Here is a 15,074-nt window from a genome sequence, read left to right on the forward strand (position 1 = left end):
CGCTTTTTATTGAATCTAGCTCCGGTGGCTAGAAGGGTCGGTCATTTCACCCCTTCCTACGAGGCAAAGAACGCCTCTTTGTCAGGAGTTCCAATGCCCTTCCCTTCTGAGCAAGTCACCTACGCTTTTTATTGAATCTAGCTCCGGTGGCTAGAAGGGTCGGTCATTTCACCCCTTCCTACGAGGCAAAGAACGCCTCTTTGTCAGGAGTTCCAATGCCCTTCCCTTCTGAGCAAGTCACCTACGCTTTTTATTGAATCTAGCTCCGGCGGTTAGAATGTTCGGTGACTTCGCTTTTTCCTACGAGGCACAAATCGCCTCTACGTCAAAAGCTCCATCTCCCTCTCATTCTGAACGAACCGCTTCCGCTTTTAATACTATTCTAACGCTGCTGCTCCACCAACGATTTCCGTAATTTCTTGCGTAATCGCTGCCTGACGCGCACGGTTGAATGAAAGTGTAAGTGAATCGATAACTTCCATTGCGTTGTCTGTAGCACTCTTCATTGCTGTCATACGCGCTGCGTGCTCACTTGCTTTACCATCTAGTAATGCACCGTACACTAAGCTTTCTGCGTATTGTGGCAATAGTACTTTTAAAATCTCTTCTTCAGAAGGTTCGAATTCATAAGCTGTCGTCGGTTTATCAGACGCCACATCAGTAAGCGGTAAAATTTTATTTTCCGTTACTTCTTGTGAAATTTTACTTACGTAATGGTTGTAGTAAATATACAGCTCATCATAAGCACCATCTGCAAACATCGCAATTGCTCGAGAAGCAAGATCTTTAATATCAGTAAATGATGGGTGGTCAGATAATCCAACTACTTCATCAATGATGTTAAAGCCGCGACGTTTTAAATAATCACGTCCTAGTCGTCCAAGCACAATAATTGAATATTGGTTTGAATCCATATTATGACGTTCACGAATTACGTTACTCACTGTACGTAATACGTTACTGTTATAACCACCTGCTAGTCCGCGATCAGATGTAATAACGATGTATCCTGTACGCTTTACAGGACGCGCATTTAGCATCGGATGATTAATTCCTTTACTTCCTTGCGCAATGCTCGCTACTACTTCTTGAATCTTTTCCATATACGGAACGAAAGATTTAGCATTTTGTTCTGCACGGTTTAACTTAGATGCAGATACCATCTCCATCGCTTTCGTAATTTGACTCGTTTTCTTTGTCGAGGTAATCTTCGCTTTTATATCGCGTAAAGATGCCACAGGTTTTCACCACCTTTTTTCCGGAAGTTGGCACGATTAGTAAGAATCCTCTTCCTAATCTACGTTGCAAGATATTCTTGCTCATGATTGAAGGAAAAGAATAGGTGCACCTACTCTTTTCCTTTACATAACCGTCAGCAATCTCAAAGATTGAGATGCCTATATATATTATTATCTAGCTCCAGCGGCTTGAATGTTCGGTGGCTTCACTTCTTCCCCCTCACATTCAGGACGAGCCGCTTCCGCTTTTATTACTCAGAAGCTACGAATACTTTTTTAAATCCGTTAATTGCTGCTGCAAATTTGTCGTCATCCGCAAGTTTCTTAGTTGTGCGGATTTCTTCTAATAAGTCAGTCGCATTAGAATCTAACCAAGCATGGAATTCTTCTTCGAAACGAGTGATATCTACTACTGGGATATCATCTAGGAATCCACGTGTTAAAGCGTAAAGAATGATAACTTGTTTCTCTACACGTAACGGTTTGTGTAATCCTTGTTTTAATACCTCAACAGTACGAGCACCACGGTTTAGTTTCGCTTGAGTTGCTTTATCAAGGTCAGAGCCGAACTGAGCGAACGCTTCTAACTCACGGTAAGATGCAAGGTCAAGACGAAGTGTACCTGATACTTTACTCATTGCTTTAATCTGAGCAGATCCACCAACACGAGATACAGAAGTACCCGCATCGATCGCTGGACGTACGCCAGAGAAGAATAGGTCAGATTGTAAGAAGATTTGTCCATCCGTAATAGAAATTACGTTTGTTGGGATGTAAGCTGATACGTCCCCTGCTTGTGTTTCGATGAAAGGTAGTGCAGTTAAAGAACCGCCGCCTCTTGCATCACTTAATTTTGCTGCACGCTCTAATAAGCGAGAATGTAAGTAGAATACATCCCCTGGATAAGCTTCACGACCTGGAGGACGACGTAATAGTAATGACAGCTCACGGTAAGCCGCTGCTTGTTTTGATAAGTCATCATATACTACTAATACGTGTTTACCATTGTACATGAACTCTTCACCCATTGTTACACCAGCATAAGGAGCTAAGTATAATAATGGAGCTGGTTGAGAAGCAGATGCAGTTACAACGATTGTGTACTCTAATGCACCGTGCTTACGTAGTGTTTCTACTACGTTACGTACAGTTGATTCTTTTTGTCCGATAGCTACATAGATACAAATCATATCTTCATCTTTTTGGTTAATGATTGTATCAAGTGCAACTGCTGTTTTACCAGTTTGACGGTCACCGATGATTAACTCACGTTGACCACGGCCAATTGGTACAAGAGCATCGATCGCTTTAATACCTGTTTGAAGTGGCTCATGAACAGATTTACGATCCATTACACCTGGTGCTGGACTTTCGATTGGACGAGTGTTTGTTGTATTGATTGGGCCTAAACCATCAACTGGTTGACCTAATGGGTTTACAACACGACCAATTAGTTCTTTTCCTACTGGTACTTGCATGATGCGACCAGTACGACGAACTTCGTCACCTTCACGGATTTCTGTGTAAGGTCCTAAAATGATAATACCTACGTTGTTTTCCTCTAAGTTTTGTGCTAGTCCCATAACGCCGTTAGAGAACTCTACAAGTTCACCAGCCATAACGTTATCAAGACCATGAGCACGCGCAATACCGTCACCAACTTGGATAACTGTACCAACATCACTAACTTCGATTTCAGACTGATAGTTCTCGATTTGTTGCTTTATCAGTGCGCTAATTTCTTCAGCTCTGATGCTCATGTGCTTCACCCCTATCTATTCTTCATTAATTCACGCTGAATACGTGCTAATTTTCCTTGTAAACTTCCGTCATAAATGCGATTTCCAATACGTACTTTAATTCCGCCTAGTAAATCTTCATCTACAACATTTTTCACGCGAATTGCATCTTTTCCCGTTCTCTTTGCAAATGCTTCTGCAATGTTAAGCTTCTCTTCTTCAGATAGAAGACGAATAGAATATACAGTTGCATCCGCTACGTTACGTTCTTCATTAGCAAGAACAACATATTCATCTGCAATTTCAGGTAAGATATCAATACGCTTGTTATCAATTAAAATATATAACGTATTTAAAATTGATTCAGAAACAGATCCGAATACGTTTGCAAGAAACGTTTTCTTCTGCTCTTTTGAAATGTTTGGTTGCGTTAAAAAGCTATGTAGTTCCCCGTTCTTTACATAAACGTTTTGTACAAGGCGTAATTCTTCTTCAAACATTTCTAATACGTGTTTTTCTTTTGCAATTTTAAAAAGAGCGACAGCATAACGTTTTGCTACAATCCCATTGCTCATCGCGCTTCTCCTACTTCTTTAATATAATCGCGAATTAACTTAACTTGATCTTCTTCTTTTAATTCTTTTTCAATTACTTTAGAAGCAATTTGAACAGATAAAGAAGCGACTTGTTCTTGTAAAGCAGCAATTGCTTGCTCTTTTTCGCGTTGAATTTCTTGTACAGCAGATGCTTTAATTGATTCTGCTTCTTCTTTCGCAGCAGCAACAATCACATCTTTTTGATCTACAGCTTGTTTTTTCGCTCTTTCGATTAACTCTTGTGCTTCAACACGCGATTGTTTTAACATTTCACGTTGTTCTTCTACTAACTTCTTCGCTTCAGCGTTACTTCTTTCTGCAGCGTCGATTTCATTAGTAACATGCTCTTCACGTTCTTTCATAATTCCCATTAAAGGACCCCACGCAAATTTGCGTAGCATTACTAATAGAATTAAGAAAATGAACAATGTATAAGCAATCGTTCCAAATGGAATGGCAGCTCCTAATAATAAAGTTGGCACAAGGATTCACTCCCTTCAAAATATCTAAATTGATCATATGAAAAAAAAAGACATACGTTTCGTTCATAAAGCAATGGCGAAGAAAGTTCGGAAAAACACTCTTCGCCATCTATGTAAGGGGAGTCTCCCTTATTTGTTCATTACGATGAATGCAATAACTACACCGATGATTGGAAGTGCCTCAACTAAAGCAACCCCGATGAACATAATTGTTTGAAGTGCGCCTTTTAATTCTGGTTGACGAGCAACACCTTCGATTGTACGTGATACGATAAGACCGTTACCAATACCTGCACCTAATGCTGATAAACCAATTGCAATTGCAGCTGCGATTACACCTAAACTCATTTAATTTGTCCTCCTTTGTATTATAAAAAAATAAATTTTTTCTTACTTAAATTATATTAATGGTCATGACTTACTTTATGAGCCATATAAACCATCGTTAACATAACGAAAATAAATGCTTGGATTGATCCAACGAATACACTGAATCCCATCCATGCTAACATCGGTACAAGCGCACCTAATGCTCCAAGGAATGATGCCCCGCCTAACTTAGCAAGTAATCCTAATAAGATCTCACCTGCATAAATGTTACCGAATAAACGAAGACCTAACGTTAATGTGTTAGCAAACTCCTCAATAACCTTTAATGGGAATAAGAATTTCATAGGTTGGAAATAACCTTTAACATACTCTTTCGTACCCTTCATCTTAATTCCATAATAATGGGTGAGGGTAACTACCATCACGGCTAATGTTAATGTAACTGCTGGATCAGACGTTGGTGACCTCCACCATGCAATATGTTCGCCAGCTTCAGTTGCTGAATACATGAATGGTAAACCAAGGAAGTTCGATACGATGATAAACATGATAAGCGTAACGCCAAGCGTTAAGAAACGTCCACCTGTTTTCCAGTCCATCGTACTATTGATAATCCCTTTCACGAAGTCAAACACCCATTCCATGAAGTTTTGCATCCCGGTTGGGCGAAGGGCTAAGCTGCGAGTTCCGATAACAGCGATTAAGAAAACAATAACTGCTGCTACAGTAACCATCATAACTGATGACAAATCGAACGTTAAACCTAGAAATTCAACTAATTTACCGTGTTCCACTAGTAATTCACCTCTCTTCCCTGCTCTTATACTCTAAATAAAGAAAATCTATGATCATGACAAGGTATCCTGTCAGCAATCCTACACCTAAGCCCCACATCGCAATTAACTCTTGATATTTGGCTGCAAATAAAATTAATAACCCAATCGTGGCGAATCTTGAATATGTACTTACAGCTGTCGCCTTAAACTTCACGTTTTCTCCATTTGTTACGCGATCTAACAGCTTGTCTGTTCTACGTGCAATGATGCGCAAACTAAGAAAACTGAAAATCGTTCCGATAATCAGCCCAAGAAATACATCCTTGTAAGAGGTAAATCCCCATCCTAGCACTAGAAGCGCAAGCAAGTAGTACATATATTTCTTTTGTCTTTGGACAAGTCCATGTACGTCTATCATCATTGCTCTCCCGAATAGTAATGTCGAATGAGTCGAATCATTGCGTATACCCCTGTTCCTAACCCGAGTAATAACCCTATAATAAGAAACAATGGAAACGTTCCAACCTTATTATCAATCCACTGCCCACCAAAGATTCCAACAAGTATAGAACCGACTAATTGAGCAAGAATTCCTGACATTAAAGCATATGCTTTTATATGGCTGCGATCGTTTTTTTGCAAGGATTCATCCCTCCAATATGTAACCCTCATTCACGATGTGTTAATAATAACTCATTTTTTTGCATAAATCCTATACAAAACAAAAAGTTTACATTTTCGTCACGGAATAGATGTATTTTTGTCACTGAAAGCCCTACCATCTATCCCCGTTGTTAGCATACAATAGGGTATTAACAGTGTCAACGAGAAATCGTAAAAAATCTAAAAATTTGAGTATTAGGCATTTCCTCCCAAAAATGAAAACGTTCCCCTTCTAAATACTGGTTACATATATGCAATTTCTAACAGTTTTCTCTTTATAATAGAAGGAAATGTTCACAAGTTTGTCACTATTATATTTTCGAGATATAACGCTTTTCTTCCATAATATAGTGTTCCTCAGACGTAAGACTTCTATATTATATGTGATGTGTATGCAACTTATGTTGTATATACGATGTATATTTATCCTCTCCCCTACTTGCTTACAGCAAAAAAAAACGAGCAGGGGAATCTCCCCTGCTCGTCAGTTGTCTTACTTCGTTCCGAATAAACGGTCACCAGCATCACCAAGACCTGGTACTACATATCCGTGGTCATTTAATTTCTCATCTAATGCTGCTACATAAATATCAACATCGGGATGTTCTTCTTGTACTACTTTTACCCCTTCTGGAGCTGCAACGATACACATTAATTTAATTTGTTTCGCACCGCGCTTTTTCAGAGAGTTAATTGCTTCAGCCGCAGAACCACCTGTTGCTAGCATCGGATCTAGTACGATAAAGTCACGCTCTTCTACATCCGTTGGAAGTTTCACATAGTATTCTACCGGTTGCAATGTTTTAGGGTCACGGTATAAACCAACGTGTCCTACTTTTGCTGCTGGAATTAATTTCAGAATTCCATCAACCATTCCTAAACCTGCACGTAAAATCGGAATTAAACCAAGTTTTTTACCAGCGATCACTTTTGTTGTCGCTTTGCTTACAGGCGTTTCAATTTCAATATCCTTAAGCGGAAGGTCGCGAGTAATTTCGAAAGCCATTAAGCTTGCTACTTCGTCCACTAATTCACGAAAATCTTTCGTACCTGTATTCTTATCGCGAATATATGTAATCTTATGTTGAATTAACGGGTGATCAAATACATACAGTTTTCCCATGTGAATCTCTCCTTTAGATGATATTCATGCGTTTGCACGCTTTTTTACACTATTTACGATTGTAAAGAAAACGCTACTAATATTCAAGGGCAAATTTGGCAAAATCATGATTTTACGATGAATCTATCTAGTATCTTTACCAATTATGGGAGCTGTATCCTTCATTATATCGCCAAAATTTATTCATCATTTGTATACATACTTTAAAAATAATATATGTCCACAAAAAAGACTGCCAAAACAATTACGTTTCAGCAGTCTTCTTCAATCTATTATAGATTTGGATACATTGAGAATTTGCTCGTTAACGCTTCTACACGCTTACGTGCTTCTTCTAATGCAGCTTCATTCTCATGATTTTTTAATGTATAAGCAATAAGTGACGCAATTTCATCCATTTCTTCTAAACCGAAACCACGAGATGTTACAGCTGCTGTACCGATACGTACACCACTTGTTACAAATGGGCTTGCTGTTTCAAATGGAATTGTATTTTTGTTCACTGTAATACCAACTTCATCTAATACGTGCTCTGCTACTTTACCTGTGATTTCTAGGTTACGAACATCAATCAAGATTAAGTGATTGTCTGTTCCGCCAGAAACAAGTGTAAGTCCTTCTTTTTGAAGACCTTCAGCTAAGCGGTTCGCATTGTTAATGATATTTTGTGCATACGTTTTGAAATCCTCTTGAAGTGTCTCACCAAACGCAACAGCTTTTGCAGCGATTACGTGCATAAGTGGACCACCTTGAATACCAGGGAAGATTGATTTATCAATTTGTTTTGCAAACTTCTCTTCACATAAAATCATACCACCGCGCGGACCACGTAACGTTTTATGTGTTGTCGTTGTAACGAAATGTGCATGTGGTACTGGATTTGGATGTAAGCCAGCAGCTACTAAACCAGCGATATGTGCCATATCCACCATTAAGTATGCACCCACTTCATCTGCAATCTCACGGAATCGTTTGAAATCGATAACACGAGGGTATGCACTTGCACCTGCAACGATTAATTTTGGTTTATGTTCTTTCGCTTTTGCTAATACATCATCGTAATTAATACGGTGAGAGTCAGCATCCACGCCATATTCTACGAAATTATATTGTACTCCACTGAAGTTAACAGGGCTTCCGTGTGTTAAGTGACCACCATGAGATAAATTCATACCAAGTACTGTATCGCCTTGCTCTAAAATTGTGAAGTATACTGCCATGTTCGCTTGTGCACCAGAGTGTGGTTGAACGTTTACGTGCTCTGCGCCAAAAATTTCTTTTACGCGATCACGTGCGATATCTTCTACTACGTCTACGTGTTCACAGCCACCATAGTAACGTTTTCCAGGATATCCTTCAGCATACTTATTTGTTAAAACAGAACCTTGCGCCTCCATTACCGCTTCACTTACAAAGTTTTCCGAAGCAATTAACTCAATCTTTGAACGCTGTCTTCCTAGTTCTGCCTCAATTGCAGCAAATACCTTTTCATCTTGACGTTTTAAATGATCCACCAAAATCCCCCTTTTCTGAACGAATTACATCGATTCCCAACAGTTTTTTCTCATTTATTCAGAAAAAACGAAAATTCAGGTTGTAATTCTTTCGAACCTTCATGTTTTCAACTACATTCTAACATGACTTTCTATATCATAAAAGAAAAAAAAGACCGAAAATCGGTCTTTTCTTTCTTCTACTATAAAGTCAGACAACATACCTTTTATCTTATGATAAACAGCTACTATATGACTTCCTAATTTCTCATATTTAACGGCAAGTGGTAGTCTCTTCCGTCACCGCGTAAACAGCACGTGCTCCGCCAATTAGTTTTCCACGTGTTTTGGCCATCGTTACATGCGCACTTCCAATTGCCTTCACACTTGTACGAACCGGAACAGCTACATGTTTTAAATGCATACCAATAAATGTATCACCAATATCCATTCCTGCATCTGCTTTAATAAACTCAACTACTACCGGATCTTTCAAATTGTGATACGCATATGTCCCCAATGCACCACCTGCTGATCTAACAGGCGTAACTGTTACAATTTCAAATTGATATTTTATCGCTACTTCTCTCTCAACTACTAAAGCACGGTTTAAATGCTCACAACATTGAAACGCTAATTCAATACCTGTTCGCTCTTGAAATTGTTTTAACTCAGAAAAAATCGCCTCTGCTACTTCCATCGTTCCTGATGTTCCAATTCTTTCGCCTAGCACTTCGCTCGTGCTACAACCCACTACAAAAATTTGACCGCTTTGTAATGAAGCTTGTTCTTGGAAATCAGAAAGCGACATTTGTAGCTGTTCTCTTACTTTTACGATTTCTGTCATTACGCCTCTTCCTTTCACAGGTTGGTTCACCAAATTATATTTCACACTACTAATAGTTAGAATCTATTACTTTGTTTCGTATGTTTTAATTTTTCCTACGCGGTTTTCGTGACGACCACCTTCATAGTCAGTTGTTAACCAGATTTTTGCGATATCACGCGCTAGACCAGCACCAATTACACGCTCGCCCATTGCTAGCATGTTAGTGTCATTATGCTCTCTCGTTGCTTTCGCACTGAAAGTATCATGAACTAACGCACAACGGATACCATTTACTTTGTTTGCTGCGATTGACATACCAATGCCTGTCCCACAAACTAAAATACCACGATCTACTTCACCGTTCGCTACCATTTCAGCTGCCGGAAACGCAAAGTCAGGGTAATCAACAGAACCAGCTTCACATTCACAACCTAAATCAATATATTCAATATTTAACTCTTCTAATAAACTTACAAGTTCTTTGCGGATATTCATACCGCCGTGATCAGATGCTATTACTACTTTCATTTTTACCCCTCCAAAGTTTCAATCAATTATCTTCATTTCACACTCGCTACCTCAATAGGACGAAGTGATCTCCAATATCGTATTATACACGAAACATCAACCTACTGAATGTTTTTTCAGTAAAGTTTGTACAAGTTTTTCCATCTCATCTAACGTTTTTTTATAAATAGAAAGCGAGCCTCCAAATGGATCTGAAATGTCCTTACCTATACCTTCAGTTAATCCATATAACGTATTCAATTTCTTTTCAACACTCGGATAATGCCCAAGTACAATGTGTTTATGATTTTCTGTCATCGTTACGACAATATCAGCCCAATCAAGCAAAGTTTCGTTTACTTGCTGCGCGGCATGATTAATTGAAATCCCTTTTTCAGCTAAAGCTTCCTTCGCATATACCGATGCATCGCTCCCAGGATAGGCGAAAACACCGGCAGATTGCACTTCAAACCTATCTCCTCCGTGATGACGAAGCAACGCCTCAGCCATCGGACTACGACATGTATTGCCAGTACAAACAAATAACACTCGTTTCATCCAACCCCACCCCTATATTCGATTTCTTACCACTCATCATAACTTACATTAGAATAGAACAAAAGAAATGTGAATATACAAAAAGCGCAGTTCTCTTATATTTTTTCTAAGAAAAATGCGCCTTATCCACATATATGTGAAACCCTATTTCCAAGTGCCCAGAGTATTTTAACATACCTACTGAATATGCAACAAAAATAAGGAATCCATTTCATACGAAACGGATTCCTCTTATACAGCAATTATTTCATTGTAACTTTCATTACTTCTGTTGAACCTTTTGTAGCTGTTACGCCTACAGTTGTCTTAATAGACTCAGCTGCATCTGTGTTTGTAATAACGATTGGAGTAATTGTGCTTTTCGCTTTTTCACGGATTAATTCTAAGTCGAATGAGATTAATTTATCTCCAGCTTTTACAGCTTGGCCTTCAGAAACGTGAGCTTCGAAACCTTCGCCTTCCATTTTTACAGTTTCTAATCCAACGTGGATTAAAATTTCTGTGCCGTTTTTCGCTTTAATTCCGATAGCATGTTTTGTGTGGAATAATTGTACGATTTCACCATCAACTGGAGATACAACTACACCTTCAGTAGGATCGATTGCAACACCGTCACCCATCATACGACCAGCGAATACTGGATCTGGTACTTCTTCAATATTTTTCACTGCTCCAGTTAATGGAGCTACGATTGTTTCTTCATTTGTTTTTGAACCAAGACCAAATAATTTTTTAAACATAGGATAGTCCTCCTTATAATTTACCTAAAAGTTTATAGGGCAATCCCTAGTAAAGCTCGGGATACATGTAAGACTTCATACTTCGAATATTATACTGTAAAAACGCTTTCGAAATAAATTACGTCATTACTAATAGACTCTTATTGTAGCGCTTCACAAAATTCCAGTCAATTCTGATTGTCTGAATAACAATAAGAAGTTAACTTCTATTTATATTTTCTCTTTTTTTGCCCAACTTGTCTAGAGGTCTTTACTACATTTTGTTTTTTGTTGTTAATTTGTAAAATTTAATTCAAACTTTTTTCAAAATCCGCTTGACTAAAGTAAGTAACTATTTTATCATCACTTACATAAGGTAAGTTAATAACTTTTAGGAGGTTTTTAAAAATGATGGATTTCGGTCTTCTTATTATTCGTCTTATTATAGGAATTACATTCATGGGTCATGGTGCTCAGAAATTATTTGGTTGGTTCGGCGGTTACGGTTTAAAAGGAACAGGTGGCTGGATGGAATCAATCGGTTTACGTCCTGGTGTATTTATGGCATTTATGGCTGGTGCAACTGAATTACTAGGTGGTTTCTTATTCGCATCAGGTATTTTCATTATAGTTGGCTCATTATTTATCGTTGGAACAATGTTAATGGCTATCTTCACTGTTCACGGGAAAAATGGTTACTGGGTGACACAAAACGGATATGAATATAATTTAATGTTAATCGCTGTTGCTGTTGGTGTAGCTTTAATCGGACCTGGCGCATACGTTTTACTTTAATTTTCATCTCAATCTTGAGATTCTTGAAAAAGAACTTACTTCATTACAATTGAAGTAAGTTCTTTTTATGAAACAAAATATTATTTCCAGCAGGATTTTCTCACCGATATCTTGTAAACAAACAATAAGTATTCATATTTAGAAAGGGGATTACAAGCATGTTATCCATTAATCCAAATGAACAAACTGAAAAAGATAATTACAAATTACTTACTGGAAGTATCATCCCTCGCCCTGTCGCATTCGTTACTTCTGTAACAAAAGACGGTGTATTAAACGGCGCACCATATAGTTATTTCAATATTGTCGCTGCTAATCCACCACTTATCTCTGTTTCTGTACAACGAAAAGCCGGAGAAAGAAAGGACACTTCCCGAAACGCAATTGAAAAAGGTGAGTTTGTCGTACATATTTCTGATGAATCTTACGTAGAAGCAATTAACGAAACAGCAGCTAATCTCCCGCCAAATGAAAGTGAAATTGAACTAGCAAAACTAACACCAATTGAAAGTGAAGTCATCTCTGTTCCAGGTGTAAAAGAAGCAAATATTCGAATGGAATGTATATTAGAACGTGCAATTCCACTTGGTGGAACAGAAGACTCACCAGCTTGTGATCTACTAATTGGACGCGTCGTTCGTTTCCACGTTGCCGAGCATCTATATGAAAAAGGGCGCATTCACGCAGAAGGACTCAAACCAATAAGCCGCCTAGCAGGACACAACTATGCAAAATTAGGAGAACAATTTGAACTGGTTAGGCCAGTTTAAAAGCAGAAGCGGCTCGCTCAGAATGAGAGGGGGATGGAGCTTCTGACGTAGAGGCGCTTTTTGCCTCACAGGAAGACGCGAAGCCACCGACCATTCTAGCCGCTGGAACTGGATAATATCTAAAAGCGGAAGCGGCTCGCTCAGAATCGATTCCTGCCATCACTCAAACATAAAAATCCCCTGCTTTTTAGCAGGGGATTTTTATCATTGTAATTCTTCCTTCTTTTCCTCTAAAGTAGGGAGTTTTTCTTTTTTCGGTTTCCCTAGCTTAATTACGAAGAAGTATAGGGAAAGCAGTGTAATAAGAAAAACAATTAAAAACGGGTACGGAGAGTAAAAAGCACGCGCCGCCTCAGTCTTTCCCGCAACAAATTTCAATGACTCAATATCTAAAAACTCAGCAAACATTTGTACACCGAGCATACTAAACCAAAAAACAAAAAAACTAATAATAATACCAAAAACTTGCTTCAATCTTGTCATTCATCTCATCCTTTCTATATGTGTAATTTTTTAGCGCAATCAATATAGTACAAACAAAACTATGCACAGAAAGGAGCTATCTTACTATTCGCGAATTAACTTAATCCAACCTAAAATTGCAATTTGCAAAATAATACCCCAAATTATAAGCCTTCTTAGCCATCGAGGAAAGAAGGTTAAAAACTTAACATACCATCCCAATAGCTTGTTCATAATTCCCTCCTACATAAAATTATATAGGAAAAAGGATATATAATCCAAATCCAACTAGAATGATGCCACCTACTATCTCGCCATATGTACCGAGCATATCTTTCGCATGTCTACCAATTAATAAACCAATCCACGCTAACAACATGCTAACAAATCCAAAAAGTAATATCGTAATGATTGTTTGTGCCCCATAAATACCAAGACTAAGCCCTACTGAGAAACTATCTATACTAACGCCAAATGCAAATACGAATAAGCTAATTCCAATAGGGACAGTTCTAGTCTCTCCATTTTGTAAAATGGTCGAATATACGATATAAAAACCTAGTCCGATTAATAAAATAGCACCCGCAAAATGTGCAATATCTCCATACTTCTCTGATAAAAAACGACCTAGTACCATCCCTATAAATGGCATAATAATATGAAATATCCCTATCGTCATACCAATATACAGGATTTGTCTTAACTTTAGGGGCATCATCCCCATACCAAGACTCACCGAGAACGCATCCATCCCTAAGGCGAATGCCATAATTATTAAAGGTATTAGCTGTTCAAACGTCATTCATGCCCCTCCTTGGACGTGCTACTTCACAATATGCTTATCCAAGGAGAAATATTCTGTTTGCTAACCTTACCTTATCATTCAATAATAATATGATGTCCTGCCGCTTTTGTTAAACGATTCATAATAGCATTTCCTATTCCTTCATTAGGGAACGACTCACTAAAAATAACATCCACTTCACTTGCATCAAATGTTCTAAGTACATCATATAATTTAGTCGCAACGCTAGCTAAGTCACTTCTAACACCACAAGACAATATAACATCTGCGTTATATACATGCTGATACTCTTCCGTCGTTAATACGCCTACTTTAAATCCTTCTTCCTTTTTCTCATCCACAAGTTGCTGAATAAACTCACGCGAGCCCTCAACAATACTAAGTGGTGCTTTCGGCGCATAATGTGTGTATTTCATTCCAGGTGATTTCGGTTTTTCCTTCTCATCCTTTAAAGCTGGATCTAAAGAAACGGTACCTATCACCGCTTCTAATTGTTCTTTCGTAATCCCACCTGGACGTAATATTGTTGGAACCGTGCTTGTACAATCAATTACAGTTGATTCAACGCCTACTCCAGTTGCACCACCATCAACAATACCTGCAATCTTCCCATTCAAATCTTCATATACGTGAGAAGCTAGTGTTGGACTTGGACGCCCTGAACGATTCGCACTTGGTGCCGCAACAGGTACATTCGCCTCTTCAATAAGAGCAAGTGCAACTGGATGATCAGGCATTCTTACCCCAACCGTATTAAGTCCCGCCGTCACCCTCTCTGAAATCCCTTCTTTTCTCGGCAAAATAATTGTTAATGGTCCTGGCCAAAAATGCGCCATTAACTTCTCTGCAACTGGTGGGATTTCTTTCACAATCCCATCTAACTGAGATTTTGTACCTATGTGGACAATGAGTGGATTATCACTCGGTCTTCCTTTCGCTTCGAAAATTTTCGCGATTGCTTCATCATCCATTGCATTTGCACCTAACCCATATACTGTTTCCGTAGGGAAAGCAACCGCCTCATTTTCTCTTAATAATTTTGCTGCTTCTTGTAACTGTGGATAATATTTTTTTCTTTCCACAACATTATCCACAACCCACATATTTGTATGCATTTTTTTCCACGTCCTTTTCTACCCTTAAATACTTGTCTATTTTTAGTTTACTATGAGATTTATCCAAAAGACAA

At 38.5% G+C, this 15,074-nt stretch carries 21 protein-coding genes; 2 read left to right on the plus strand and 19 right to left on the minus strand.

Features of this window, described 5'->3' with window-relative positions; genetic code table 11:
• Window positions 1-377 precede the first annotated feature (377 nt).
• From atpG to BCG9842_RS26335, 15 genes are all read right to left on the minus strand, one after another.
• Window positions 378-1,238 (minus strand): F0F1 ATP synthase subunit gamma, encoded by an 861-nt coding sequence (gene atpG, locus BCG9842_RS26270; RefSeq protein ID WP_000157703.1) that lies wholly within the window; start codon window positions 1,236-1,238, stop codon window positions 378-380.
• A 251-nt stretch (window positions 1,239-1,489) separates the two neighbouring features.
• Window positions 1,490-2,998, minus strand: coding sequence for a F0F1 ATP synthase subunit alpha (gene atpA / locus BCG9842_RS26275; RefSeq protein ID WP_000027521.1), 1,509 nt, complete (start codon window positions 2,996-2,998; stop codon window positions 1,490-1,492).
• Between the two features lie 11 nt (window positions 2,999-3,009).
• Entirely contained in the window at window positions 3,010-3,552 is a 543-nt protein-coding gene (gene atpH, locus BCG9842_RS26280) for a F0F1 ATP synthase subunit delta (RefSeq protein WP_000064682.1), read from the minus strand.
• Window positions 3,549-4,055, minus strand: coding sequence for a F0F1 ATP synthase subunit B (atpF, locus tag BCG9842_RS26285; RefSeq protein WP_001142615.1), 507 nt, complete (start codon window positions 4,053-4,055; stop codon window positions 3,549-3,551). The genes atpH and atpF overlap by 4 nt, the downstream gene beginning before the upstream one ends.
• Before the next feature lie 129 nt (window positions 4,056-4,184).
• Window positions 4,185-4,403 carry a F0F1 ATP synthase subunit C gene (atpE, locus tag BCG9842_RS26290; RefSeq protein ID WP_000052064.1) on the minus strand — a complete coding sequence of 73 codons (219 nt, stop codon included), beginning with the start codon at window positions 4,401-4,403 and terminating at the stop codon, window positions 4,185-4,187.
• A gap of 56 nt (window positions 4,404-4,459) precedes the next feature.
• Window positions 4,460-5,179, minus strand: a complete 720-nt coding sequence (gene atpB, locus BCG9842_RS26295) for a F0F1 ATP synthase subunit A (protein ID WP_000399870.1) — start codon at window positions 5,177-5,179, stop codon at window positions 4,460-4,462.
• Between the two features lie 7 nt (window positions 5,180-5,186).
• Window positions 5,187-5,579: an ATP synthase subunit I gene (locus tag BCG9842_RS26300; RefSeq protein ID WP_000567600.1), complete on the minus strand. Its 393-nt coding sequence runs from the start codon at window positions 5,577-5,579 to the stop codon at window positions 5,187-5,189.
• Window positions 5,579-5,803, minus strand: a complete 225-nt coding sequence (locus BCG9842_RS26305) for an AtpZ/AtpI family protein (RefSeq protein WP_001171223.1) — start codon at window positions 5,801-5,803, stop codon at window positions 5,579-5,581. The genes BCG9842_RS26300 and BCG9842_RS26305 overlap by 1 nt, the downstream gene beginning before the upstream one ends.
• Window positions 5,804-5,829: 26 nt before the next feature.
• Window positions 5,830-5,943, minus strand: a complete 114-nt coding sequence (locus tag BCG9842_RS30700) for a DUF4024 domain-containing protein (protein WP_000232961.1) — start codon at window positions 5,941-5,943, stop codon at window positions 5,830-5,832.
• A 374-nt stretch (window positions 5,944-6,317) separates the two neighbouring features.
• Window positions 6,318-6,947, minus strand: coding sequence for a uracil phosphoribosyltransferase (gene upp, locus BCG9842_RS26310; RefSeq protein ID WP_000517539.1), 630 nt, complete (start codon window positions 6,945-6,947; stop codon window positions 6,318-6,320).
• A gap of 272 nt (window positions 6,948-7,219) precedes the next feature.
• Window positions 7,220-8,461, minus strand: coding sequence for a serine hydroxymethyltransferase (gene glyA, locus BCG9842_RS26315; RefSeq protein ID WP_000349800.1), 1,242 nt, complete (start codon window positions 8,459-8,461; stop codon window positions 7,220-7,222).
• Between the two features lie 253 nt (window positions 8,462-8,714).
• The gene (locus BCG9842_RS26320; protein WP_000136383.1) at window positions 8,715-9,287 is read right to left on the minus strand and encodes a TIGR01440 family protein; all 573 of its coding nucleotides are present in this window, start codon (window positions 9,285-9,287) and stop codon (window positions 8,715-8,717) included.
• A gap of 66 nt (window positions 9,288-9,353) precedes the next feature.
• Window positions 9,354-9,797, minus strand: a complete 444-nt coding sequence (gene rpiB, locus BCG9842_RS26325) for a ribose 5-phosphate isomerase B (protein WP_000869542.1) — start codon at window positions 9,795-9,797, stop codon at window positions 9,354-9,356.
• A gap of 96 nt (window positions 9,798-9,893) precedes the next feature.
• Window positions 9,894-10,334 (minus strand): low molecular weight protein arginine phosphatase, encoded by a 441-nt coding sequence (locus tag BCG9842_RS26330; protein WP_000832378.1) that lies wholly within the window; start codon window positions 10,332-10,334, stop codon window positions 9,894-9,896.
• Between the two features lie 242 nt (window positions 10,335-10,576).
• On the minus strand, window positions 10,577-11,074 hold the full coding sequence (locus BCG9842_RS26335; RefSeq protein ID WP_000473666.1) for a PTS sugar transporter subunit IIA: 498 nt from the start codon (window positions 11,072-11,074) through the stop codon (window positions 10,577-10,579).
• A 387-nt stretch (window positions 11,075-11,461) separates the two neighbouring features.
• Between BCG9842_RS26335 and BCG9842_RS26340 the strand changes: the two genes are divergently transcribed.
• Together BCG9842_RS26340 and BCG9842_RS26345 are read left to right on the plus strand one after the other, a co-directional pair.
• Window positions 11,462-11,848 carry a DoxX family protein gene (locus BCG9842_RS26340; RefSeq protein WP_000968613.1) on the plus strand — a complete coding sequence of 129 codons (387 nt, stop codon included), beginning with the start codon at window positions 11,462-11,464 and terminating at the stop codon, window positions 11,846-11,848.
• 158 nt (window positions 11,849-12,006) lie between these two features.
• A complete protein-coding gene (locus BCG9842_RS26345) occupies window positions 12,007-12,618 on the plus strand; it encodes a flavin reductase family protein (protein WP_000949050.1) in 612 nt (203 codons plus the stop codon).
• Window positions 12,619-12,822: 204 nt separating this feature from the next.
• Here the strand turns inward: BCG9842_RS26345 and BCG9842_RS26350 are convergent, their stop codons facing one another.
• From BCG9842_RS26350 to BCG9842_RS26360, 4 genes are all read right to left on the minus strand, one after another.
• Window positions 12,823-13,101: a DUF3935 domain-containing protein gene (locus BCG9842_RS26350; protein WP_000197471.1), complete on the minus strand. Its 279-nt coding sequence runs from the start codon at window positions 13,099-13,101 to the stop codon at window positions 12,823-12,825.
• An 84-nt stretch (window positions 13,102-13,185) separates the two neighbouring features.
• The gene (locus tag BCG9842_RS31835; protein ID WP_001037654.1) at window positions 13,186-13,314 is read right to left on the minus strand and encodes a hypothetical protein; all 129 of its coding nucleotides are present in this window, start codon (window positions 13,312-13,314) and stop codon (window positions 13,186-13,188) included.
• 19 nt (window positions 13,315-13,333) lie between these two features.
• Complete coding sequence (locus tag BCG9842_RS26355; RefSeq protein ID WP_000142476.1) at window positions 13,334-13,882, minus strand: manganese efflux pump MntP; 549 nt, start codon at window positions 13,880-13,882, stop codon at window positions 13,334-13,336.
• A gap of 77 nt (window positions 13,883-13,959) precedes the next feature.
• On the minus strand, window positions 13,960-15,000 hold the full coding sequence (locus tag BCG9842_RS26360) for an L-threonylcarbamoyladenylate synthase (RefSeq protein WP_000557357.1): 1,041 nt from the start codon (window positions 14,998-15,000) through the stop codon (window positions 13,960-13,962).
• Window positions 15,001-15,074: the final 74 nt, after the last annotated feature.

It is taken from the genome of Bacillus cereus G9842, from assembly GCF_000021305.1.
GTDB classification, from domain to species: Bacteria; Bacillota; Bacilli; order Bacillales; family Bacillaceae_G; genus Bacillus_A; species Bacillus_A thuringiensis_S.

What these genes read in the sequence shown, in the direction of transcription:
- atpA (WP_000027521.1), bottom strand. Translation starts at nt 2,998, where the DNA reads ATGAGCATCAGAGCTGAAGAAATTAGCGCACTGATAAAGCAACAAATC.
- atpH (WP_000064682.1), bottom strand. Translation starts at nt 3,552, where the DNA reads ATGAGCAATGGGATTGTAGCAAAACGTTATGCTGTCGCTCTTTTTAAA.
- atpE (WP_000052064.1), bottom strand. Translation starts at nt 4,403, where the DNA reads ATGAGTTTAGGTGTAATCGCAGCTGCAATTGCAATTGGTTTATCAGCA.
- BCG9842_RS26300 (WP_000567600.1), bottom strand. Translation starts at nt 5,579, where the DNA reads ATGATAGACGTACATGGACTTGTCCAAAGACAAAAGAAATATATGTAC.
- BCG9842_RS30700 (WP_000232961.1), bottom strand. Translation starts at nt 5,943, where the DNA reads ATGGTAGGGCTTTCAGTGACAAAAATACATCTATTCCGTGACGAAAAT.
- upp (WP_000517539.1), bottom strand. Translation starts at nt 6,947, where the DNA reads ATGGGAAAACTGTATGTATTTGATCACCCGTTAATTCAACATAAGATT.
- BCG9842_RS26320 (WP_000136383.1), bottom strand. Translation starts at nt 9,287, where the DNA reads ATGACAGAAATCGTAAAAGTAAGAGAACAGCTACAAATGTCGCTTTCT.
- rpiB (WP_000869542.1), bottom strand. Translation starts at nt 9,797, where the DNA reads ATGAAAGTAGTAATAGCATCTGATCACGGCGGTATGAATATCCGCAAA.
- BCG9842_RS26330 (WP_000832378.1), bottom strand. Translation starts at nt 10,334, where the DNA reads ATGAAACGAGTGTTATTTGTTTGTACTGGCAATACATGTCGTAGTCCG.
- BCG9842_RS26335 (WP_000473666.1), bottom strand. Translation starts at nt 11,074, where the DNA reads ATGTTTAAAAAATTATTTGGTCTTGGTTCAAAAACAAATGAAGAAACA.
- BCG9842_RS26340 (WP_000968613.1), top strand. Translation starts at nt 11,462, where the DNA reads ATGATGGATTTCGGTCTTCTTATTATTCGTCTTATTATAGGAATTACA.
- BCG9842_RS26345 (WP_000949050.1), top strand. Translation starts at nt 12,007, where the DNA reads ATGTTATCCATTAATCCAAATGAACAAACTGAAAAAGATAATTACAAA.
- BCG9842_RS26350 (WP_000197471.1), bottom strand. Translation starts at nt 13,101, where the DNA reads ATGACAAGATTGAAGCAAGTTTTTGGTATTATTATTAGTTTTTTTGTT.
- BCG9842_RS31835 (WP_001037654.1), bottom strand. Translation starts at nt 13,314, where the DNA reads ATGAACAAGCTATTGGGATGGTATGTTAAGTTTTTAACCTTCTTTCCT.
- BCG9842_RS26355 (WP_000142476.1), bottom strand. Translation starts at nt 13,882, where the DNA reads ATGACGTTTGAACAGCTAATACCTTTAATAATTATGGCATTCGCCTTA.
- BCG9842_RS26360 (WP_000557357.1), bottom strand. Translation starts at nt 15,000, where the DNA reads ATGCATACAAATATGTGGGTTGTGGATAATGTTGTGGAAAGAAAAAAA.